This is a genomic window from Pseudomonas putida (assembly GCF_002025705.1).
In the GTDB taxonomy this organism is placed as follows: domain Bacteria; phylum Pseudomonadota; class Gammaproteobacteria; order Pseudomonadales; family Pseudomonadaceae; genus Aquipseudomonas; species Aquipseudomonas putida_J.
The window spans coordinates 3,964,906-3,986,961 of sequence record NZ_CP018846.1; the positions used below are offsets into that span (position 1 = coordinate 3,964,906).

15 protein-coding genes and 1 pseudogene are annotated in these 22,056 nt (G+C 63.4%); 9 read left to right on the plus strand and 7 right to left on the minus strand.

From position 1 onward, the window contains the following. Nucleotides 1–32: 32 nt before the first annotated feature. From BUQ73_RS17900 to BUQ73_RS17920, 5 genes are all read left to right on the plus strand, one after another. Nucleotides 33–536: an ureidoglycolate lyase gene (locus BUQ73_RS17900; RefSeq protein WP_027921248.1), complete on the plus strand. Its 504-nt coding sequence runs from the start codon at nucleotides 33–35 to the stop codon at nucleotides 534–536. 45 nt (nucleotides 537–581) lie between these two features. Further along, nucleotides 582–1,910: a urate hydroxylase PuuD gene (locus BUQ73_RS17905; RefSeq protein ID WP_027921247.1), complete on the plus strand. Its 1,329-nt coding sequence runs from the start codon at nucleotides 582–584 to the stop codon at nucleotides 1,908–1,910. Between the two features lie 215 nt (nucleotides 1,911–2,125). Then, on the plus strand, nucleotides 2,126–3,481 hold the full coding sequence (locus BUQ73_RS17910; RefSeq protein WP_079229073.1) for a nucleobase:cation symporter-2 family protein: 1,356 nt from the start codon (nucleotides 2,126–2,128) through the stop codon (nucleotides 3,479–3,481). A gap of 144 nt (nucleotides 3,482–3,625) precedes the next feature. Beyond that, nucleotides 3,626–4,411: an outer membrane protein OmpK gene (locus tag BUQ73_RS17915; protein WP_079230584.1), complete on the plus strand. Its 786-nt coding sequence runs from the start codon at nucleotides 3,626–3,628 to the stop codon at nucleotides 4,409–4,411. Nucleotides 4,412–4,765: 354 nt separating this feature from the next. Continuing rightward, a complete protein-coding gene (locus BUQ73_RS17920) occupies nucleotides 4,766–5,548 on the plus strand; it encodes an outer membrane protein OmpK (RefSeq protein ID WP_079229074.1) in 783 nt (260 codons plus the stop codon). 66 nt (nucleotides 5,549–5,614) lie between these two features. Here the strand turns inward: BUQ73_RS17920 and BUQ73_RS17925 are convergent, their stop codons facing one another. Further along, entirely contained in the window at nucleotides 5,615–5,926 is a 312-nt protein-coding gene (locus tag BUQ73_RS17925; RefSeq protein ID WP_079229075.1) for a hypothetical protein, read from the minus strand. A 152-nt stretch (nucleotides 5,927–6,078) separates the two neighbouring features. On the opposite strand from BUQ73_RS17925, the gene BUQ73_RS17930 reads away from it, so the two are divergent. Beyond that, nucleotides 6,079–8,022, plus strand: a complete 1,944-nt coding sequence (locus BUQ73_RS17930) for an LTA synthase family protein (protein ID WP_079229076.1) — start codon at nucleotides 6,079–6,081, stop codon at nucleotides 8,020–8,022. 164 nt (nucleotides 8,023–8,186) lie between these two features. Here the strand turns inward: BUQ73_RS17930 and BUQ73_RS17935 are convergent, their stop codons facing one another. From BUQ73_RS17935 to BUQ73_RS17955, 5 genes and pseudogenes are all read right to left on the minus strand, one after another. Continuing rightward, nucleotides 8,187–9,101, minus strand: a complete 915-nt coding sequence (locus BUQ73_RS17935; RefSeq protein WP_079229077.1) for a DUF808 domain-containing protein — start codon at nucleotides 9,099–9,101, stop codon at nucleotides 8,187–8,189. Between the two features lie 48 nt (nucleotides 9,102–9,149). After that, nucleotides 9,150–10,556, minus strand: a complete 1,407-nt coding sequence (locus BUQ73_RS17940) for an efflux transporter outer membrane subunit (protein WP_079229078.1) — start codon at nucleotides 10,554–10,556, stop codon at nucleotides 9,150–9,152. Continuing rightward, nucleotides 10,553–13,624 carry an efflux RND transporter permease subunit gene (locus BUQ73_RS17945; RefSeq protein WP_079229079.1) on the minus strand — a complete coding sequence of 1,024 codons (3,072 nt, stop codon included), beginning with the start codon at nucleotides 13,622–13,624 and terminating at the stop codon, nucleotides 10,553–10,555. The genes BUQ73_RS17940 and BUQ73_RS17945 overlap by 4 nt, the downstream gene beginning before the upstream one ends. Continuing rightward, nucleotides 13,621–16,691, minus strand: a pseudogene (locus tag BUQ73_RS17950) (efflux RND transporter permease subunit). Before BUQ73_RS17950 ends, BUQ73_RS17945 begins: the two are co-directional and overlap by 4 nt. A gap of 10 nt (nucleotides 16,692–16,701) precedes the next feature. Next, nucleotides 16,702–17,793 (minus strand): efflux RND transporter periplasmic adaptor subunit, encoded by a 1,092-nt coding sequence (locus BUQ73_RS17955; RefSeq protein WP_079229080.1) that lies wholly within the window; start codon nucleotides 17,791–17,793, stop codon nucleotides 16,702–16,704. Nucleotides 17,794–17,976: 183 nt separating this feature from the next. Between BUQ73_RS17955 and BUQ73_RS17960 the strand changes: the two genes are divergently transcribed. Then, nucleotides 17,977–18,588 carry a TetR/AcrR family transcriptional regulator gene (locus BUQ73_RS17960; RefSeq protein WP_079229081.1) on the plus strand — a complete coding sequence of 204 codons (612 nt, stop codon included), beginning with the start codon at nucleotides 17,977–17,979 and terminating at the stop codon, nucleotides 18,586–18,588. 122 nt (nucleotides 18,589–18,710) lie between these two features. Here the strand turns inward: BUQ73_RS17960 and BUQ73_RS17965 are convergent, their stop codons facing one another. Continuing rightward, entirely contained in the window at nucleotides 18,711–19,151 is a 441-nt protein-coding gene (locus tag BUQ73_RS17965) for a GlcG/HbpS family heme-binding protein (protein WP_008091653.1), read from the minus strand. 257 nt (nucleotides 19,152–19,408) lie between these two features. Here BUQ73_RS17965 and gcl point away from each other — a divergent pair, with 257 nt between their 5' ends. Continuing rightward, nucleotides 19,409–21,184: a glyoxylate carboligase gene (gene gcl / locus BUQ73_RS17970; RefSeq protein ID WP_060485907.1), complete on the plus strand. Its 1,776-nt coding sequence runs from the start codon at nucleotides 19,409–19,411 to the stop codon at nucleotides 21,182–21,184. Nucleotides 21,185–21,238: 54 nt separating this feature from the next. After that, complete coding sequence (gene hyi / locus BUQ73_RS17975; protein WP_079229082.1) at nucleotides 21,239–22,021, plus strand: hydroxypyruvate isomerase; 783 nt, start codon at nucleotides 21,239–21,241, stop codon at nucleotides 22,019–22,021. Nucleotides 22,022–22,056: the final 35 nt, after the last annotated feature.

Genomic DNA, 22,056 nt, shown 5'->3' on the forward strand with positions numbered 1-22,056 from the left:
TTAGAAAAACGAACAATAGAAGAGATAACCGCATGCGCACCCTGATGATCGAGCCCCTGACCAAAGAAGCCTTCGCCCCCTTCGGAGACGTGATCGAAACCGACGGCAGCGACCACTTCATGATCAACAACGGCTCGACCATGCGCTTCCACAAGCTCGCCACGGTCGAGACCGCCGAGCCTGAAGACAAGGCGATCATCAGCATCTTCCGCGCCGACGCGCAGGACATGCCGCTGACCGTGCGCATGCTGGAACGCCATCCGCTGGGCAGCCAGGCTTTCATTCCGCTGCTCGGCAACCCCTTTCTGATCGTGGTCGCGCCGGTTGGCGATGCACCTGTATCAGGCTTGGTCCGTGCCTTCCGCAGTAATGGCAGGCAGGGCGTTAATTACCATCGCGGCGTGTGGCACCACCCGGTGCTGACGATCGAAAAGCGGGATGATTTCCTGGTGGTTGATCGCAGTGGTTCTGGCAACAACTGCGATGAGCATTACTTCACCGAGGAACAGATGCTGATCCTCAATCCCCACCAATAAGAAAAGGTCAGTCATCCTTCTCGGTGACTGGCAGAGGTACATACTGTGGAAGCACACCTTCACGAATGGCTGAACCTGAGCATTCGCTGGGTTCACATGATCACCGGTGTCGCCTGGATCGGTGCATCGTTCTACTTCGTCTGGCTGGAGAACCACCTGAACCGAAGCAACCCGCGCGATGGGTTGTCGGGTGATCTCTGGGCGATTCACGGCGGTGGTATCTACCACCTGGAGAAATACAAGCTCGCACCCCCGAAAATGCCCGAGAACCTGCACTGGTTCAAATGGGAAGCCTACTTCACCTGGATGTCCGGTATCGCCCTGCTGTGCGTGGTGTTCTACTGGAACCCGAGCCTGTACCTGCTGGCACCCGGCAGCACCCTGAGCGGTGCCGAAGGCGTGGCCATCGGTATCGGTTCGCTGGTCGCCGGCTGGTTCATCTACGACTTCCTGTGCGACTCGCCGCTGGGCAAGCACCCTGCCCTGCTCGGTGCCGTGCTGTTCGTCCTGATCATCGCTGCCTGCTTCGGCTTCAGCCTGGTGTTCAGCGGCCGCGGTGCGTACCTGCACACCGGCGCGATCATCGGCACCATCATGGTCGGTAACGTGTTCCGCATCATCATGCCGGCCCAGCGCCAGCTGGTGGCGGCGATCGAGAACAACCAGACTCCGGACCCGGTACTGCCGGCCAAGGGCCTGCTGCGCTCGCGTCACAACAACTACTTCACCCTGCCGGTGCTGTTCATCATGATCAGCAACCACTTCCCGAGCACCTACGGTAGCCAGTACAACTGGCTGATCCTGGCGGGTATCGCAGTAGCCGCGGTTCTGATCCGCCACTACTTCAACACCCGCCACGACAGCAACAAGTACGCCTGGACCCTGCCGGTCGGCGCTCTGGCGATGATCTGCCTGGCCTATGTCACCGGTCCGAAGCCGATGGCAGTCAGCCCTGAGCAGGCCGCGGCGAAGGTCGAGTACCAGCCGCTGCCGGCCACCGCCGTAGGTGGCAAGACCGCTGCCGAGCTGCGCGCCGAGGAAGCCGCCAAGGCCGCCGAAGCACCAGCCGCACCAGCCGAAGCTCCGGCCCAGGCGACCGCACAGGCTGCCGGTGGCGACTTCGACAAGATCCACAAAGTCATCCAGGAACGCTGCAGCGTGTGCCACTCGTCGAAACCGACCAGCCCACTGTTCAGCGCAGCACCTGCCGGCGTGATGTTCGACACCCCGCAGCAGATCCAGGCCCAGGCCGCGCGCATTCAGGCGCAAGCGGTCGCCAGCCAGATCATGCCGCTGGGCAACATCACCCAGATGACCGCCGAAGAGCGCAAGCTCGTCGGTGACTGGATCGCCAAAGGCGCTCAGGTCAACTGATCCACCCTCTCCTGCCAGGGCGTCCGCGCGCCCTGACGGGGGCGGCCTTGCGCCGCGAAGAGGCCGGTACCCCCGGCCTCGCCCTTTACAGATTCATGCAACAAGCAAGCATCGAGCGTTCGACTGCATGCGGGAACCCCAGGCTGCCTCCAACGGGCCTGCCGTATGCGACTGGCGCTTGGATCCGAGAATAAAAACAAAACTCGAGGTGCTGCATGTCCGAGTCACGCAAGGCGTACATTCCAGTTGCGCCGCCGCGACAGCCTCTGCCCCTGTTCCAACTGATCCTGGTTGGCCTGCAACATGTACTGCTGATGTACGGGGGTGCGATTGCCGTCCCTCTGATCATCGGCCAGGCCGCTGGTTTGTCTCGTGAAGAAGTCGCTTTCCTGATCAACGCCGACCTGCTGGTCGCCGGTGTCGCCACCATCATCCAGTCGTTCGGTATCGGCCCGGTCGGGATCCGCATGCCGGTGATGATGGGTGCCAGCTTCGCTGCCGTCGGCAGCATGGTGGCCATGGCCGGCATGCCGGGCGTAGGCCTGCAGGGGATTTTCGGCGCAACCATCGCTGCCGGGTTCTTCGGCATGCTGATCGCGCCGTTCATGTCCAAGGTCGTACGTTTCTTCCCACCACTGGTCACCGGTACGGTGATCACCTCGATTGGCCTGTCGCTGTTCCCGGTGGCGGTCAACTGGGCCGGTGGTGGCCAAGACGCAACGACCTTCGGTTCGCCGATCTACCTGATGGTGGCTGGCCTGGTACTGGCAGTCATCCTGTTGATCAACCGCTTCATGCGCGGCTTCTGGGTCAACGTCTCGGTCCTGGTGGGCATGGGCCTGGGCTACATCCTGGCCGGTTCCATCGGCATGGTCGACCTGTCTGGCCTGAGCGACACACCGTGGCTGCAAGTGGTCACCCCACTGCACTTCGGCATGCCGACCTTCAGCCTGGCGCCGATCCTGTCGATGTGCCTGGTGGTAGTGATCATCTTCGTCGAGTCCACCGGCATGTTCCTCGCCCTGGGCAAGGTGACTGATCGCGAAGTTACCCCGGGGATGCTGCGTCGCGGCCTGTTGTGCGATGCCGGCGCGTCGTTCATCGCCGGTTTCTTCAACACCTTCACCCACTCCTCGTTCGCCCAGAACATCGGCCTGGTGCAGATGACTGGCGTGCGTTGCCGTTACGTCACGGTAACGGCGGGTGCACTGCTGATCGTGCTCAGCCTGCTGCCAAAGGCGGCCTTCCTGATCGCCTCGATCCCGCCCGCAGTACTGGGCGGCGCGTCCATTGCCATGTTCGGCATGGTCACCGCCACCGGGATCAAGATTCTCCAGGAAGCCGACATTGGCGACCGCCGCAACCAGTTGCTGGTGGCGGTGAGCGTCGGCTTTGGCCTGATCCCTGTGGTCAAGCCGGAGTTCTTCGCGCAGATGCCGCAGTGGATGGAACCCATCACCCACAGCGGGATCGCCATGGCCACGGTCAGTGCCCTGGTGCTCAACGTGCTGTTCAACATCCTCGGTGGTGCCGAGCGCGCCGTGCATAACGACGCCTGCCACCAGCATTGAGCCTCAGGCGGGGCGGCGCAGTTTGCCGCCCCTGCTCATATTCCGCAGTAACCGCTTTACCGTCGACCCGCCGGAATGGGCCGCTCGGGGCGCCTGCGCGCCGAAAAAACCGCCAACAAAAACAATAAGTCCGGGAATCACAACATGAAGCGCATCACCTCGTCCCTGCTGCTGGGCAGCAGCCTGCTGGCCACCCTCCCCGCCCATGCAGGCGATTGGCTGCTGTGGCACGGCGAAAGCCTGACGTACTTGTACGGCAAGGACTTCAAGATCAACCCCGATATCCAGCAGACCATTACCTTCGAGCACGCCAACAAATGGAAGTACGGCGACACGTTCTTCTTCGTCGACAAGATTTTCTACAACGGCAAGGCTGACCGCAGCAAAGGCGAGGACACCTATTACGGCGAGTTCAGCCCACGCCTGTCGTTCGGCAAGATCCTCGACCGCAAGCTGGCCTTCGGCCCGGTCAAGGACGTGCTGCTGGCGATGACCTACGAACGTGGCGAAGGCGACAACGAGGCCTACCTGATCGGCCCCGGCTTCGACCTGGACATTCCCGGCTTCAACTACTTCACCCTCAACTTCTACATGCGCCAGACCGAAGGCGGCCGCCCCGGTGACGACGTCTGGCAGATCACCCCCGGCTGGTCCTACACCATCCCTGTGGGCAAATCCGACATTCTGATCGACGGTTACATGGACTGGGTTCCGGACAACGACCAGAACAGCCGTGGCACCTACCACGCCAACCTGCACTTCAACCCTCAGGTCAAGTATGACCTGGGCAAGGCCCTGAACCTCGGTGCCAAGCAGCTCTATGTCGGCTTCGAATACAGCTACTGGAAAGACAAGTACGGCATCGACAGCCGCGGCAACCTGGAGAGCAATCAGAGTGTCGCCAGCGCGCTGATCAAGGTACATTTCTGAAAACCTGATCAAACGCCCAGGTTTGAATCACTGTGCTCCAGGACGGAGCACTTGAGGCGCGGCGCGCAAGCCAGTAATCTGCGCGCCCCCTCGATCAGGGCAGGAAGGATTCTGCCTGCGTTTACTGACCGCTCAGTCAATGAATTCGGGCGGTTGGCCAACGTGTTGCCAGCCTGAAACACCCATTTTCATCCGTTCAGAACGAGTCGAGCAGGAAGGTAGCAGCTAACCCCGAAAAGTTGGCGCAGCTCTTGCCAAACAACTGTGGCCAATCGAAAAAAGCTGACTCAAAAGACAACAAAAGCGCCTGTACCGAGCGCTGACAACAGATCAATCAAGGGAGCGACACTCGCAATGCGTACCATCAATAGCCTGATTCTCGCGGGCGGCCTGCTGGCCTGCGGCACCACCTTCGCCGGCGACCTGCTGCAGTGGCAGAACAACAGCCTCACCTACCTGTGGGGCAAGAATTTCAAGGTCAACCCGGATACTCAGCAAACCTTCACCTTCGAGCATGCCGATGGCTGGAAGTACGGCGACAACTTCTTCTTCGTCGACAAGATCTTCTATCAGGGCAAGAAAGACGCCAGCAACGGCCCGAACACCTACTACGGCGAATTCAGCCCGCGCCTGTCATTCGGCAAGATCTTCGACCAGAAGCTCGAGTTCGGCCCGGTCAAGGACGTGCTGCTGGCCGCGACCTACGAATTTGGCGAGGGTGATGTCGAGTCGTACCTGATCGGCCCTGGCTTCGACCTGAACATTCCGGGCTTCGACTACTTCCAGCTGAACTTCTACAACCGCATCCCTGACGGCAGCCGCGCGGGCAAGAATGTCTGGCAGATCACCCCGGTCTGGTCCTACACCATCCCGGTCGGCGACTCTGACGTGCTGATCGACGGTTTCATGGACTGGGTGGTCGACAACGACGAGAACCGTCACGGCACCTACCACGCCAACCTGCACTTCAACCCGCAGATCAAGTACGACCTGGGCAAGGCGTTGCACCTGGGCGAGAAGCAGCTGTATGTGGGTGTCGAGTACGACTACTGGAAGAACAAGTACGGCATCAAGGACAGCGATGCCTTCACCACCGACCAGAACACCATGAGTTTGCTGGTGAAAGTACACTTCTGATCGGCTGAAGCGTGACAGCGCCGTTATCTGACGGCGCCGTCATGATTATGGCTTGTAAGTTTAAACTTACAGCTTTTTAAGATTTATCTTACTCGCAACGAAAATTGCCTTATAGGTCAAAAATATGACCGCTGGCAGCAGCATCCCAAACATCAGCAAGATCATCTCCACTTCGTGGTGTGGGATGACCCGAAAAATATCAAGCACCAGCACTGCCGCATTGAGTGTCAATGCCAGGCCGAACATCGCACAGCACTTGTAAAGGGCCTGAGCGTCGGCGCTGCGCAGCAGGAAGCCGAAGCCCAAAGCCCCCCACGCCAACGCCGTGAGCAGGTAGAGCGCCAGGTGGTAGGCGTCGTAAGTCAGTACACCGAACATGTGAAGTTCCCCTTCCGACCAAATCTGAAATGGCAAGTTACGACTATAAAGCCAGCGCCCTCGCGTGCACCGCGAAATTTTGACATTTTTTTGCAAACTTTCGACTAAACTCGTCGCCCTCGCACAACCAATAAAGAAAACAGGCCAACTTGATGCGCACTCCCCTCGCCGCGCCATGGCGCTACCTGCTGCTGCTCTGCTCAACCTGGTTCGGCATCTTCCTGCTGACACGCTTAATATTGCTGGTGACGCATCTCTACGAGGTCAGCGGCAATTACTTCTCGATCTTCTTCGACGGGGCCATCTACGACCTGAGCTTCCTTATCTACACGGCCCTGCCACTGGGTGTGTACCTGGTGCTGTGCCCGGACAGGTTGTGGCGCTCGCGTGCCCATCGCTGGCTGCTCGGCGGCTTGCTTGTGGTCAGCCTGTTCGTGATGCTGTTCGTCGCCGTGGCCGAGTGGCTGTTCTGGGACGAGTTCGGCGTACGCTTCAACTTCATCGCCGTCGACTACCTGGTCTATTCCAAGGAAGTGCTGGATAACATCCGCGAGTCCTACCCACTGCCAGCTCTGCTCAGTGGCATTGCGGTAGCCGCAATCCTGCTCGCACTGGTGCTGCGCAAGCCACTGGCGCAAGCACTCAGCGGCCCCGGCGCCACCCTGCGCCAGCGCCTGTCAGGGCTGGCCGTGCTGGCGGTGCTGGTCGGCCTGAACATCCTGGTGATCGATCAGCAGTTCCCACGCGGCCAGGGCGGCAACGCCTACCAGCGCGAGCTGGCCAGCAACGGCCCGTACCAGTTCTTTGCCGCCTTCCGCAACAACGAACTGGACTACACCCAGTTCTACGCCAGCCTTGGCGCTGGCGAAGTCGGCGCGCAGATGCACCAGGAACTTGCCGAACCCAATGCCCGCTTCCAGGGCCAGGAACCCCAGGACATCCGCCGCCACATCAGCGCCAGCGGTGAGCAGCGCACGCCGAACATCATCCTGGTGACCATCGAGAGCTTCAGCGCCAAGTACATGGGCAGCAACGGCGATTCGCGCAACCTCACGCCGAACCTCGACGCCCTGCGCCGCGAAAGCCTGTACTTCAACAATTTCTACGCCACCGGTACCCGTACCGACCGCGGCCTGGAAGCCATCACCCTGTCGATCCCGCCCACCCCGGGCCGTTCGATCGTCAAGCGCATCGGCCGCGAAAGCGGCTACGCCAGCCTTGGCCAGCAACTCACCGCCAAAGGCTACGACGCTGTGTTCGTCTACGGCGGGCGCGGCTACTTCGACAACATGAACGCCTTCTTCAGCGGCAACGGCTACCGCATCGTCGACCAGAGCAGCGTCGATGAAAGCGAAATCAGCTTCAAGAACGCCTGGGGCATGGCCGACGAGGACCTGTACCGGCAGACCCTCAAGCTGGCCGATGCCAATTACGCCCAGCAAAAGCCGTTCTTCCTGCAACTGATGACCACCTCGAACCACCGCCCCTACACCTACCCGGACGGCCGCATCGACATCCCGTCAGGCGACGGCCGCGAAGGCGCGGTGAAGTACACCGACCACGCCATCGCGCAGTTCCTCAAGGACGCCAAGGGCAAGCCGTGGTTCGACAACACCCTGTTCATCTTTGTCGCTGACCACACGGCCGGTAGTGCCGGGGTCGAGGACCTGCCGGTGAACAACTATCAGATCCCGCTGTGGATCTATGCACCGAAAATGATCGAGCCCCGCGAAGACGCCAAGCTGGCCAGCCAGATCGACCTGGCGCCTACCCTGCTGGGCCTGCTCAACTTCGACTACACCTCGACCTTCTTCGGTCGCGACCTGCTCAAAGAAGACGACCTGCCGCCACGTGTGCTGATCGGCAACTACCAGCACCTGGGGCTGTTCGACGGCAACAACCTGGCCATCCTCAGCCCGCGGGGCGGCATGCGTGTGCATGAGGATGCCCTGGGCAAGAGCCATGAAACCACGGTAACCAGCGACAACCCGCTGATTCGCCGGGCGATCGCCTACTACCAGAGCGCCGCCTACGGCTTCAGCCAAGGCTTGCTGGCCTGGAAGCCAGAGCAGCAGAGCGTCAAGACCGAAAACTGATCACGATGGATGGCACCGGCTCCGCCGGTGTTCGCGGGCAAGTCGGGTCGCCGCACCGCCCACAGGAATCGCGCATGCCCTGAAGCTAGCGCTAAACCTGTGGGAGCGGCGGTGCGGCGACCCGACTTGCCCGCGAACCGGGGCGAAGCCCCGGCCATGCAGCCTCAGCTGGCCGGGCGAACCATGCGCCACACTTTCCCCGCAACAGCCACCACCGCCAGCACCACGGCTCCGGCCAGCACACCGGCCACACCATTGAGCAGGCCGCTGGTCAGCGCCCCTCCGCGCCCTTCGCTGAACGCCTCGACTGCATGATGCAGAGGCGCTACCCCGTGTACCAGGATCCCGCCACCGACCAGGAACATCGCTGCAGTGCCGATCACTGACAAGCTCTTCATCATGTAGGGCGCAGCACGCAGGATGCCGTTGCCGACCGTACGGGCCAGGCTTGAAGACTTCTGGGTCATCCACAGCCCCAGGTCGTCGAGTTTGACGATACCGCCCACCAGCCCATACACACCGATGGTCATGACCACCGCAATGCCCGACAGCACGATGATCTGCTGCGTCAGCGGCGAATCGGCGACGATGCCCAGGGTAATGGCGATGATTTCAGCGGACAGGATGAAGTCGGTCCGCACCGCGCCCTTGATCTTGGCTTTCTCGAACGCCACCAGGTCGACATTGGCATCGGCCACCGCTTCCTTGCGCGCCTCGTGCTGGAGTTCGTCTTCTTCCTTGCTGTGCAGGAACTTGTGCGCCAGCTTCTCGAAGCCTTCAAAGCACAGGTAGGCGCCACCGAGCATCAGCAGCGGCGTCACTGCCCAGGGGATGAATGCGCTGATCAACAGCGCCGCCGGCACCAGGATCGCCTTGTTCACCAGCGAGCCCTTGGCCACCGCCCACACCACCGGGATCTCACGCTCGGCGCGCACGCCGGTGACCTGCTGCGCATTCAGTGCCAGGTCGTCGCCAAGCACGCCGGCGGTCTTCTTCGCCGCGACCTTGGTCATCACCGAAACATCGTCGAGCACCGTGGCGATGTCGTCGATCAGTACCAGCAGGCTGCTTGCGGCCATTGAAAATGCTTCCTTACGATTCAAAAAATGCAGCATACCCCGCGCCGCTCAGGGTGCCCAGCCACCCCCCAGGCTCTGGATCAGCGCCACGCTGGCCTGGCTCTGCTGGCCCTGGGCATCGCGCAGGCTCTGCTCGCTCTGCAACAGCAGCAACTGCTGGGTCAGCACCGCCTGCTGGCTGGCCACCCCGGCGCGCTGCTGGGACTGCTGGCTGGCAAACAGCTGCTGGTTGCGCTGGTGGATCTGGCCAAAGGTGTCCGCCTGGCGTTGCAGGTGGTTGAGCGCCGACAGGTTGTCCTCGACATTCTGCAACGCCGCCAGCACCGTGCCACGGTAGTTGGCCACGTCCTGGTCGTAGCCGGCGTATGCCTGGCGCAAGGCCGCCTCGCGGGCGCCACCGTCGAACAGCGTCGCCGACAGCGCAGGCCCCAGGCTCCAGATGCGGTTGGCGGTGCTGAACAGTCCGCCCAGGGCGCTGCCACGGAAACCGACTTCGGCGGTAAGGTCCAGGTTCGGGAAAAACGCCGCTTCAGCCACGCCAATCCGGGCATTGGCCGCCGCCGCAGTGCGCTCGGCGGCGATCACATCGGGCCGCCGCTGCAACAGCGCTGAAGGCAGGCTCAAGGGCGGGTGCGGCACGACAAAATCGTAATCGGCCCTGGGCGCCACGTTGAACTGTGCCGGAGCCTGGCCGACCAGCACGGCCAGGGCATGCTCGAACTGCTCGCGGCTGCGCTGGGCGGTCTGCAGGCTGACGACCACGGTACTCAGCTGGTCCTGGGCCACCAGCAGCTGATCGTTGGACGCCGTGCCCTGGAGGAAGCTGGCCTGGGTCATGTCCAGCAATTGCTGGTTGAGCTGCTGTTGCTGTTCGAGCAGGCCAATGTCCAGGTCCAGCTGGCGCAAGCCCAGGTAATTGCTCGCCACGCTGCTGGCGATCGACAGGCGCACCCCAGCCAGCTGGGCATCCGACACATCGGCCAGGGCCTGGTTGGACTCGATGGTGCGCCGCACCTGCCCCCACAGATCAGGTTCCCAGCTTGCCCCCAGCGTAGCGCTGACGGTCTGCTGCACACCGCTGCCGGTGCCTTGGGACAGGCCCGCACCACCACCATCGACGCCACGGCTCATGGTCAACCCGGCAGTGACCGTCGGCCACAGCCCGGCACGGCTGATGTCGACCTGGGCCTTGGCCTGGCGCCAGGCGGCTTCGGCAGCGACGATCGACTGGTTGGCTCGCGCCGACTGCTCGACCAGGTTGTTCAGCTGGGGGTCGCCAAAGGCCAGCCACCAGCGGCTTGCCAGCGCCCCTTGCGGGTTGGCTGCGGCGCGCTGCCACTGGGTGCCCTCCTTGAAGCCTTGCGGCAGCGCCAGCTCAGGGCGCTGGTAGTTCGGGCCGACCATGCAGCCGGCAAGCATCAGGAACAGCAACAGGCCCGCGCCGCGCAGCTTCATGTGCCTTGCTCCTTGGCCTTGCCGCCCAGGCGGTCCAGCCACAGGTAGACCACCGGCGTGCTGTACAGCGTCAGCAGTTGGCTGAACAGCAACCCGCCGATGATCGAAATGCCCAGCGGCCGCCGCAGCTCCGCGCCATAGCCATTGCCCAGCACCAATGGCAACGCACCCAATGTGGCCGCCAGGGTGGTCATCAGGATAGGCCGCACCCGCACCAGGCACGCCCGGCGGATGGCAGCACGGGCGTCGCTGCCCTCGACGCGCCGTTCATGGAGGGCAAAGTCGATCATCATGATCGCGTTCTTCTTGACGATGCCGATCAGCAGGATCATCCCCACCAGGGCGATGATCGACAGCTCGGTTCCGGTCAGCAGCAACGCCACCAGGGCGCCGACCCCGGCAGAAGGCAAGGTCGAGAGGATGGTCAGCGGGTGCACCAGGTTCTCGTAGAGGATGCCAAGCACGATGTACACCGCCAGCAACGCTGCGGCGATCAGCAGCGGCTCGCCGGCCAGCGACGCCTTGAACACCTGCGCGGTGCCGGCGAACTCACCGACTACGCTGGCCGGCATGCGCAACTGCGCCACAGCGTTATCGACCAGCGCCGTGGCCTGGCCGATGGACACCCCGGGGGCCAGGTTGAACGAGGCGGTCACCGCCGGAAAGGTACCCTGGTGGTTGATGGCGATGGCCGTGCGCTCCAGCAACTGGCTGGCCACCGCCATCAGCGGCACCAGCGGCTCGCCTGGCTGGCGGCTGGGCAAGTAGATGGCCTTGAGTGCCGCAGGGTCGGTCCAGTAGGACGGCGCCAGGCCCATGACCACGTGATACTGGTTGGCAGCCCGGTACAGCGTCGACACCTGGCGCTGGCCAAACGCGTCGTACAGGGTCTGGTCCACGGCCGACATGCTCACGCCCAGCCGCGCGGCGGCATCCCGGTTGACCTGCAGGTGGGTCATCAGGCTGGCGTTCTGCTGGTCGGTGTTGACGTCGGTGAGCTGCGGCAAGCCACGCAGCACCTCCACCACCTTGGGCACCCACAGGTCGAGCGTATCCTGGTCGTCAGCGGTCAGGGTGTACTGGAACTGCGCCCCACTTTGCCGGCCACCGACGGTGATGTCCTGCGCCGACTGCAGGTACAGCCGCGTGCCTGGCATCGCCCCCAGGGTGTGGCGTATCTGTGCGATGACCTGGTCGACCGTGGCCTGCCGCTCGCCCTTGGGCTTCAGGGCCACGAACAGCTGGGCACTGTTGATTGCACCGGAGCCACCGCCACCACCGCCACCGACGAAACCGCCCACGGTGGCAACGTTGGGGTTGCTCACCACCTGGCGGTTGATCTCGCGAAAGTCCGCCTGCATCGCCGCATACGACACACTCTGCGAAGCGAGGATGCTACCGCTCAGGCGCCCGCTGTCTTCCTGCGGGAAGAAGCCCTTGGGCACCACGGCGTAAAGCACTACGGCCAGCACCAGCACCAGCAGGGTCAGCAGGCCCATCAGCCGCGAATGGTCGATGGCCCAGGCCAGGCTGCGATCATAGAAGCGATGCAAGCGCGAGTCCGGCGTGTGCGCATCAGTGGGGTGCCGTGGCGGGCGCAGCAGCACGCTGGCCAGCACCGGGGTGACCGTCAGCGAGACCAGCATGGAGATGACGATCGACAACGACAGAGTCACGGAGAACTCGCGAAACAGCCGGCCCACGATCCCGCCCATCAGCAGCAGCGGGATGAACACCGCCACCAGCGACACACTGATGCTCAGCACCGTGAAGCCGACTTCACCCGCCCCCTGCAGCGCGGCCCGGTGCCTCGGCACGCCGCGCTCCAGGTGGCGCATGATGTTCTCCACCACGACGATGGCATCGTCCACCACGAAACCGGTGGCAATGGTCAGCGCCATCAGCGACAGGTTGTTCAGGCTGTAACCCAGAAAATACATGGCGCCGAAGGTACCCAACAGCGACAGCGGCACGACGGTGGCAGGTACCAGGGTGCTGCGCCAATCGCGGAAAAACCCGTAAGTGACCAGGGTCACCAGCAGGATCGCCGCCAACAGGGTGATTTCCACATCCCGCAACGAGGCACGGATGGTGGTGCTGCGGTCCATCAGCACGCTCAACTTGATGGTTGCCGGTATCGAGGCCTGCAGCAACGGCAGCTGCGCCTTGACGGCGTCCACCGTGTCGATGACGTTGGCCCCCGGCTGCTTGAACAGCACCAGCAGCACCGCCGGTTTGCCATTGAACAGGCCGAAGTTTCGCAGGTCCTCGACGTCTTCGCGCACCTGGCCGAGGTCGGCGATGCGCACCAGGCTGCCCGCGACCTGCTTGACCACCAGCGGCGCGTAATCGGCGGGGGTGTACAGCTGGTCATTGGCCGCCAGCACATGGCTTTGCGCGCCAAGGTCGACCACGCCTTTGGGCAGGTTGACGTTGGCGTTGGCAATGGTCGAACGCACCTGCTCCAGGCTCACGCCGTAGTGGTTGAGGCGGTCTGGGTTGAGCTCCACCCGCACCGCCGGCAAAGCCCCGCCCCCTACCGTCACGTCGCCGACTCCGCGGGTCTGCAGCAGGCGCTGCTCCAGCAGGGTCGAGGCCACATCGTACATCTGCCCCGGGGTGGCGCTGTCCGAGGTCAGGCCAATGATCAGGATCGGTGAATCGGCCGGGTTGACCTTGCGGTAGGTAGGGTTGCCAGTCAGGTCACTGGGCAGGTTGCTGCGCGCCGCGTTGATCGCCGCTTGCACATCGCGGGCCGCGCCGTCGATGTTGCGGTCGAGGTCGAACTGCAGGTTGATGCGGGTTGCCCCCAGGGTGCTGGCCGAGGTCATCTGGGTCACCCCGGCGATCTGCCCGAACTGGCGCTCCAGCGGCGTGGCCACCGAAGTGGCCACGGTATAAGGGTCGGCACCCGGCAACGATGCGCGCACGCTGATGGTCGGGAAGTCCACCTCCGGCAACGGCGCCACCGGCAGCAAGGTGAAGGCCAGGCTGCCGAACAGGGCCAGGCCCAGGGCCAGCAGCGCCGTGGCCACCGGGCGCTGGATGAACGGCGCGCTGAGGTTCATGGCGTGGCGTCCTGCAACGAACGACTGCGACCCAAGCGCTGCGACAGGCTATTCATCGCCAGGTAGATCACTGGCGTGGTGAACAGCGTCAGCAACTGGCTGAGCAGCAGCCCACCGATGATGGCGATGCCCAGCGGGTGGCGCAGTTCCGAGCCGACCCCGGTGCCGAGCGCCAGCGGCACGGCGCCGAACAACGACGCCAGGCTGGTCATCAGGATCGGTCGCAGGCGCAACTGCGCGGCCCGGCGAATCGCCTGCAGCGGCTCTGCACCGTCACGGCGCTGCAGCTCCAGGGCGAAGTCGACCATCATGATGCCGTTCTTCATCACGATGCCGATCAGCAACACGATACCGATCAGGCCGATGATGTCGAATTGCAGGCCGGTGAGCCACAGCGCCAGCAATGCCCCCAAGGCCGCCGAGAGCAAGGTGGAAAGGATGGTCACCGGGTGCACGAAGCTTTCGTAGAGGATGCCCAGCATCAGGTAGACCACGACGATCGCCGCCGCGACCAGAAAGGCCTGATTGCCCAGCGAGTCGGCAAAGGTCGCCGCCGCCCCCTCCAGCGACACCTGCACGGCAGTCGGCAGGCCCTGTTGCGCCTCGATTACCTTGAGCCGGTTTACCGCCGCGCCCAGGGTCTGCCCCGGGGCCAGGTTGAAGGCAATATCGGCGTAGGGGAACTGGCCCAGCCGGTCAAGCGTCAGCGGCACCCGCTGCACCTGCTGGCTGGCCATGCTCGACAACGGCACCACGCCCCCACCCGGCAGGCTCACATACAGGCCGGTGAGCAGGTCGCGAGGTTGTGCGGCGGCCGGTCGCTGACCATTACCACGTGGTACTGGTTGAGCTGCGTGTAGAGGGTCGAGACCTGGCGCTGACCAAAGGCATCGTACAGCGCATCATCGATGGCCTGGGGCGTGACACCCAGGCGCGAAGCCGTGGCGCGGTCGAAGTCCAGCTGGATCTGGTTGCCGAACTGCAGGGCCTGGCTGTGCACATCGGTGAACATCGGGTCCTGGCGGATCGCCGCCAGCAGCTTGGTGGTCCAGCGCTCGAGGGTTTCCATGTCGGCGGCCTGCAGCCCCAGCCGATAGCTGGTGGTCGACACCGTGGCGTCCAGGGTCAGGTCCTGCACGCCGTGCAGGTACAAGCGGATGCCGGCATCGTCGGCATTGGCATCGGCCAACCGGCGGATGACGGCTGCAGCGCTGTCGCGCTGGCCACGCGGCTTTAGGTTGATCAGCAGGCTGCCCTGATTGAGCGTGGGGTTGTTCTGGTCGATACCGACGAACGAAGACAGGCTCTGCACCGCAGGGTCACGCAAGATGCGCGCTACCAGGCGCTGCTGCTGCGCCTGCATGTTACTGAACGAGGCAGTCGGCGCAGCTTGTGAGATCCCCTGGATCAGACCGGTGTCCTGTTCGGGAAAGAAACCCTTGGGCATGGCCGACAAGGTCAGCACGGTCAAGGCTGCGGTCAGCAACACCGACAGCAGGGTCAGCCCCCGATGTGCCAACACCCAATCCAGGCCCCGCAGGTAACGGCCCTCGATGCGGCTGAACAGGTCATCCTGCGCCGGCGCGGCATTGCGCTGCAGCATGCGCGCGCACAGCATCGGCGTCAGGGTCAGGGTGATCAGTGCGGAAATGACGATGGCCACCGCCACGGTCATGGCGAACTCACGGAACAGCCGGCCCACCACATCGCCCATGAACAGCAGCGGAATCATCACCGCGATCAACGCGATCGACAGCGAGACGATGGTGAAGCCGATCTGCGCCGCGCCTTTGAGCGCTGCCTGCAGCGGCGTATCGCCTGCCTCCAGGTAACGGGTGATGTTCTCGACCATGACGATGGCATCGTCGACCACAAAACCGATGGAAATGGTCAGGGCCATCAAGGTCAGGTTGTTCAGGGAAAAACCCAGTGTGTAGATCACCGCCAGGGTCCCGACCAGCGTCAGGGGCACGGTCAATGCCGGAATCAGCGTGGCCGACAGGCTGCGCAGAAACACCAGGATGACCAGCACCACCAACACCACGGCCACACCCAGTTCGAACTGCACATCGCTGACCGAAGCGCGGATGGTCTGGGTGCGGTCGGTCAGCACCGCCACCTTCAGCGTGCCGGGCAGGCCGGCGCGCAAGGTCGGCAGCAAGCGCTGCACCCGGTCCACCACGTCGATCACGTTGGCCCCGGGCTGGCGCTGGATATTCAGCACGATGGCTGACGTGGCATTGGTCCAGGCGATCTGCCGGGGGTTTTCCGGCCCCAGGATGGAGCTTGCCACCTGGGACAGGCGAATGGCCGCGCCGTTGCGGTAGGCGATGACCAGGTCACGGTAGTCTTCGGGCTTCTGCAACTGGTCATTGGCGCCGATGGAATAAGCCTGGAAGCGCCCATCGATATTGCCCTTGGCCTGGTTGACGTTGGCACTGCCCAGCAGCGTGCGCAGGTCTTCCAGCGACAGGCCGAGGCTGTTCAGTGCCGAGGTGTTGGCCTCGACCCTTACCGCCGGGCGCTGCCCGCCACTGATGGTCACCAGGCCTACGCCGGTGATCTGCGAGATCTTCTGTGCCAGGCGGGTGTCGGCCAGGTCCTGGACCTTGGTCAGTGGCAGCACATCGGAGGTCAGCGAAAGGGTCAGTACCGGCGCGTCGGCCGGGTTGACCTTGCTGTAGACCGGCGGGTACGGCAGGTTGGCCGGGAGGAAGGTGCCGGCGGCATTGATTGCTGCCTGCACTTCCTGTTCGGCGACATCCAGCGACAACGTCAGGTCGAACTGCAAGGTCACCACCGAGACGCCATCGGAGCTGGTCGAGCCCATCGAGCGCAATCCCGGCATTTCGCCCAGCTGGCGCTCGAGCGGTGCACTGATCGACGAACTGACCACCTCAGGGCTGGCCCCGGGGTACTGGGTAAATACCTGGATGGTCGGGTAATCCACCTGCGGCAACGCCGACACCGGCAGCAACCGATAGCCAAGAATGCCCAGCAGCAACACGGCGACCATCAGCAGGCAGGTGGCCACCGGCCGCTCGATGAACGGGCGGGAAATGTTCATCCACCGCGCCTCATTGCGCCACCACCTTGATCGCAGCGCCGTCGTCGAGCTTGTCGGCCCCCTCGGTGATCACCTGTTCGCCCTGGCGCACGCCGTCGTCGAGGATCGCCGTGACATCACCGCTGCTGGGCCCGCTGCGCACCCGGCGCAACTGCGCCTTGGCAGACTGCACGATAAACAGGAAATCGCCCTGGCTGCCATGCTGGATCGCCCGCGTCGGCACCACCGGCACCTGCACCAGGGTATCGGCCTTGAGCCGGGCGTTGACGAACTGGTTGGGGAACAGCGCCGTGCCCGCCTCGTCGAAGCGGGCCTTGACCTTGACCGTGCCGGTACCGACATCGACCTGGTTATCCAGCGCCAGCAGCGTGCCCGTGGCCAGCAGGTTGTGCTTGTCGCGGTCATAGGCCAGCACGCTGACCGGGCCCTTGAGCTGCGCCTGGTGGATCTTGCCCAGGTCATCCTCCGGCACGGCGAACACCACCATGGCCGGGTGCAGCTGGGTGATCACCGCGATCGGCGTGGTACTGGTGGTGCTGACATAGTTGCCTGGGTCGACCTGGCGCAAGCCCACCACGCCATCCACCGGTGAAACGATGGTGCAGTAGCCCACCTGCACCTCAAGGTTCTGCACCGCGCCCTGGTCGGCGGCCACCGTGCCCGCTTGTTGTTGCGCGCTGGAAGCCTGGGTGTCGAGGGTCTGCTGGCTGACCGAACCGGCCTTGATCAACTCGCGAAAGCGCGCGAGGTCGCGGCGGGCATTGTCCAGCACCGCCTGGTCATGGGCCAGCACCCCGCGCGCCTGGGCCAGTTGCGCCTTGAGCGCGCGGTCGTCGATGCGGGCGATGACCTGGCCCTGGCGCACCGTCTGGCCTTCGGTGAACTCCACGGTGGCCAGGATGCCATTGACCTGGGTGGTCACACTGACACTGCGCGATGGCGTCACCGTGCCCAGCGCATCGATGTACACCGGCACATCCTGCAGGGCCACGGCCACAGCGGCCACCGGCTCGCCGGGGCTGGCCGGGCGCGGCGCATGTGCAGGGCCCGAGAGCAGCCACCAGGTCAGCAGGCCCAGCACCAACAGCCCTCCCAGGCCCATCAGAAGTCCGCGCCTTGCCCGTACGCCGTTAGCCACGACAGTGCTTCCACGAAGGACGACCCGTTGAAACTCTAGCACCCCCCCATACAGGGTAACGGTCGATCCTCGTCTTGTTCAGGCAAGCGACAGCCTGCCAATCAGTGCTACCATCCGGGCTCGCAGCGCCAAAGGACCGCCAGCACCATGAGTACCATTCGCGAGCGCAACAAGGAGCTGATCCTGCGCGCAGCCAGTGAAGAATTCGCCGACAAGGGCTTCGCCGCCACCAAGACCAGCGACATCGCTGCCAAGGCCGGCCTGCCCAAGCCGAACGTGTATTACTACTTCAAATCCAAGGACAACCTCTACCGCGAGGTCCTGGAAAGCATCATCGCGCCGATCATGCAGGCTTCGACGCCGTTCAATGCCGACGGTGACCCGAAAGAAGTGTTGAGTTCGTACATCCGCTCGAAAATCCGCATCTCGCGTGACCTGCCGCATGCCTCGAAGGTGTTCGCCAGCGAAATCATGCATGGCGCACCGCACCTGTCGCCGAACCAGGTGGAGCAGTTGAACGAGCAGGCCCGGCACAACATCGAGTGCATCCAGCGCTGGATCGACCGCGGGCAGATTGCCCATGTCGATGCCCACCACCTGATGTTCAGCATCTGGGCCGCGACCCAGACCTATGCCGATTTCGACTGGCAGATCTCGGCAGTGACCGGCAAGGCCAAGCTGGCCGACAGCGACTACGATGCTGCGGCCGACACCATCATCCGCATGGTGCTGAAGGGCTGTGAGCCCGAGGCGGCCTGACAATCGGCATAGGCTTCTTCGCGGCTGAACCCGCTCCCACAGGAGCACCACAGGCCTGAAGCTTGTGGAATCCCTGTGGGAGCGGGTTTACCCGCGAACAGGCCGGAACAGGCTACATCGGTTTAGGCAGCTACACCCGCATCCGCCTTCAACCCCACCTCTTCGATCGCACTGATCGCGCACTGCTCGTCGATATCCGACGTATCGCCGCTGATCCCTACCGCACCCAGCACCTTGCCGTCCTGATCACGAATCAGCACACCACCCGGCGCCGGCACCACCGGCCGTTCGCCCAAGCCGTTCAACGCCGCGAAAAACGCCGGACGCTGCTGCGCATCGAGCGCCAGCAAACGCGAGCCCTTGCCCAGGGCAATCGCCCCCCAGGCTTTGCCGGTAGCCACTTCCGGGCGGATCAGGCTGGCACCGTCCTCGCGCTGCAAGGCCAGCAGGTGCCCACCGGCATCAAGCACGGCCACGGTCAGTGGCGCTGCATTGATCTTGCGGCCCGCCGCCAGCGCGGCGTTCACCAGGCTGACAGCGACTTTCAGGTTCAAAGCGTTCATGGAAAGGTCCTCTTCTTGTTGTGAGAAGCCCTGAGGGCAGGTGAAAAACCAATAAGCCAATAGAACACAACTGAATGTATTTTTGTATACAATAAATTGAAACGATCGTATGCGAGACCGCAAACCGCTGTTTTCACGGGCGCTCGAACGAAAGCGACGCAACCCGACGAAAACCCGTTGACCTGAGCGGCCAGCCGTGAATACACTTTGGCACAAAGCAAGTTGTATACAATTACAAAATCGATGAGGCACAAACCATGAGCAAAATGAGAGCAATCGATGCAGCCGTTCTGGTCATGCGCCGTGAAGGTGTAGATACCGCGTTCGGCATCCCGGGGGCTGCCATCAACCCGTTGTACTCGGCCCTGAAGAAAGTCGGTGGCATCGATCACGTCCTCGCTCGTCACGTCGAAGGCGCCTCGCACATGGCCGAGGGCTACACCCGTGCCAACCCAGGCAACATCGGCGTGTGCATCGGCACCTCCGGCCCAGCCGGCACCGACATGGTCACCGGCCTGTACAGCGCCTCGGCCGACTCCATCCCGATCCTCTGCATCACCGGCCAGGCGCCGCGTGCTCGCCTGCACAAGGAAGACTTCCAGGCTGTCGACATCACCAGCATCGTCAAGCCGGTGACCAAGTGGGCAACCACCGTTCTGGAGCCAGGCCAGGTGCCGTACGCCTTCCAGAAAGCCTTCTATGAAATGCGCACCGGCCGCCCAGGCCCTGTATTGATCGACCTGCCGTTCGACGTGCAGATGGCCGAAATCGAATTCGACATCGACGCCTACGAGCCGCTGCCGGTCAACAAGCCGTCCGCTACCCGCGTACAGGCTGAAAAGGCCCTGGCCCTGCTCAATGACGCCGAACGCCCACTGCTGGTAGCCGGTGGCGGCATCATCAACGCCGACGCCAGCGACAAGCTGGTCGAGTTCGCCGAACTGACCGGCGTGCCGGTAATCCCGACCCTGATGGGCTGGGGCACCATCCCTGACGACCACGAACTGATGGTCGGCATGGTCGGCCTGCAGACCTCGCACCGCTACGGCAACGCCACCCTGCTCAAATCCGACCTGGTATTCGGTATCGGTAACCGCTGGGCCAACCGCCACACCGGTTCCGTCGACGTTTACACCGAAGGCCGCAAATTCGTGCACGTGGACATCGAACCGACCCAGATCGGCCGCGTGTTCACCCCGGACCTGGGTATCGTGTCCGACGCCGGCAAGGCACTGGACGTGTTCCTCGAAGTGGCCCGCGAGTGGAAAGCCGCAGGCAAGCTGAAGTGCCGCAAGGCCTGGCTGCAAGACTGCCAGGAGCGCAAGGCCACCCTGCAGCGCAAGACCCACTTCGACAACGTGCCGGTCAAGCCGCAGCGCGTGTACGAAGAGATGAACCAGGTATTCGGCAAGGACACCACCTACGTCAGCACCATCGGCCTGTCGCAGATTGCCGGCGCGCAGTTCCTGCACGTGTACAAGCCACGCCACTGGATCAACTGCGGCCAGGCCGGCCCGCTGGGCTGGACCATCCCTGCCGCCCTCGGCGTGGTCAAGGCCGACCCGAAACGCAAGGTTGTCGCGCTGTCCGGTGACTACGACTTCCAGTTCATGATCGAAGAGCTGGCTGTAGGCGCGCAGTTCAACCTGCCGTACGTCCACGTGCTGGTGAACAACGCCTACCTGGGCCTGATCCGTCAGGCACAGCGTGGCTTCGACATGGATTACTGTGTACAACTGGCGTTCGAGAACATCAACTCGACCGACGCCGCCACCTACGGTGTCGACCACGTCGCTGTGGTCGAAGGCCTGGGCTGCAAGGCCATCCGCGTGTTCGAGCCGGCAGAAATCGCCCCTGCCCTGCTCAAGGCGCAGAAGATGGCCGAAGAGTTCCGCGTGCCGGTCGTGGTCGAAGTGATCCTCGAGCGTGTGACCAACATTTCCATGGGCACCGAGATCAACGCGGTCAACGAGTTCGAAGACCTGGCCCTGGTCGGCAACGACGCGCCAACCGCCATCTCGCTGCTGGACTGATCGCCTGCCGCCCCCAGGCATGCCCTGGGGGCCTTCATCGCAAGGAGACAACTCATGCCTCGCTTCGCTGCCAACCTGTCCATGCTGTTCACCGAACAGGACTTCCTGGCCCGCTTCAAGGCTGCCGCCGACGCTGGTTTCAGCGGCGTCGAATACCTCTTCCCGTACGATTTCAGCGCTGCCGAAATCAAGCAGCAGCTGGACGCCAACGGCCTGACCCAGGTGCTGTTCAACCTGCCGGCGGGCGACTGGGCAAAAGGTGAGCGCGGTATCACCTGCCACCCCGACCGCGTCGAGGAATTCCGCGCCGGTGTCGACAAGGCCATCGAGTACGCCAAGGTGCTGGGCAACACCCAGGTCAACGCCCTGGCCGGCATTCGCCCACAAGGCCCGGACTGCGCCACCGTGCGCAAGACCTTCGTGGAAAACCTGCGCTACGCCGCCGACAAGCTCAAGTCCGCCGGGATCCGCCTGGTCATGGAAATGATCAACACCCGCGACATCCCGGGCTTCTACCTGAACACCACGAAGCAGGCCCTGGAAATCCAGGCGGAAGTCGGCAGCGACAACCTGTTCCTGCAGTACGACATCTACCACATGCAGATCATGGAAGGTGACCTGGCTCGCACCATGGAAGCCAACCTGAAACTGATCAACCACATCCAGCTGGCCGACAACCCAGGCCGCAACGAACCAGGCACCGGCGAGATCAACTACCGCTTCCTGTTCGAGCACCTGGACCGCATCGGCTACCAGGGCTGGGTGGGCGCGGAGTACAAGCCGCTGACCACCACCGAAGCAGGCCTGGGCTGGCTGAAAACGCACAACGCCATCTAAGACAGTACGCGAAACCTTGTAGGAGCGGCCTTGTG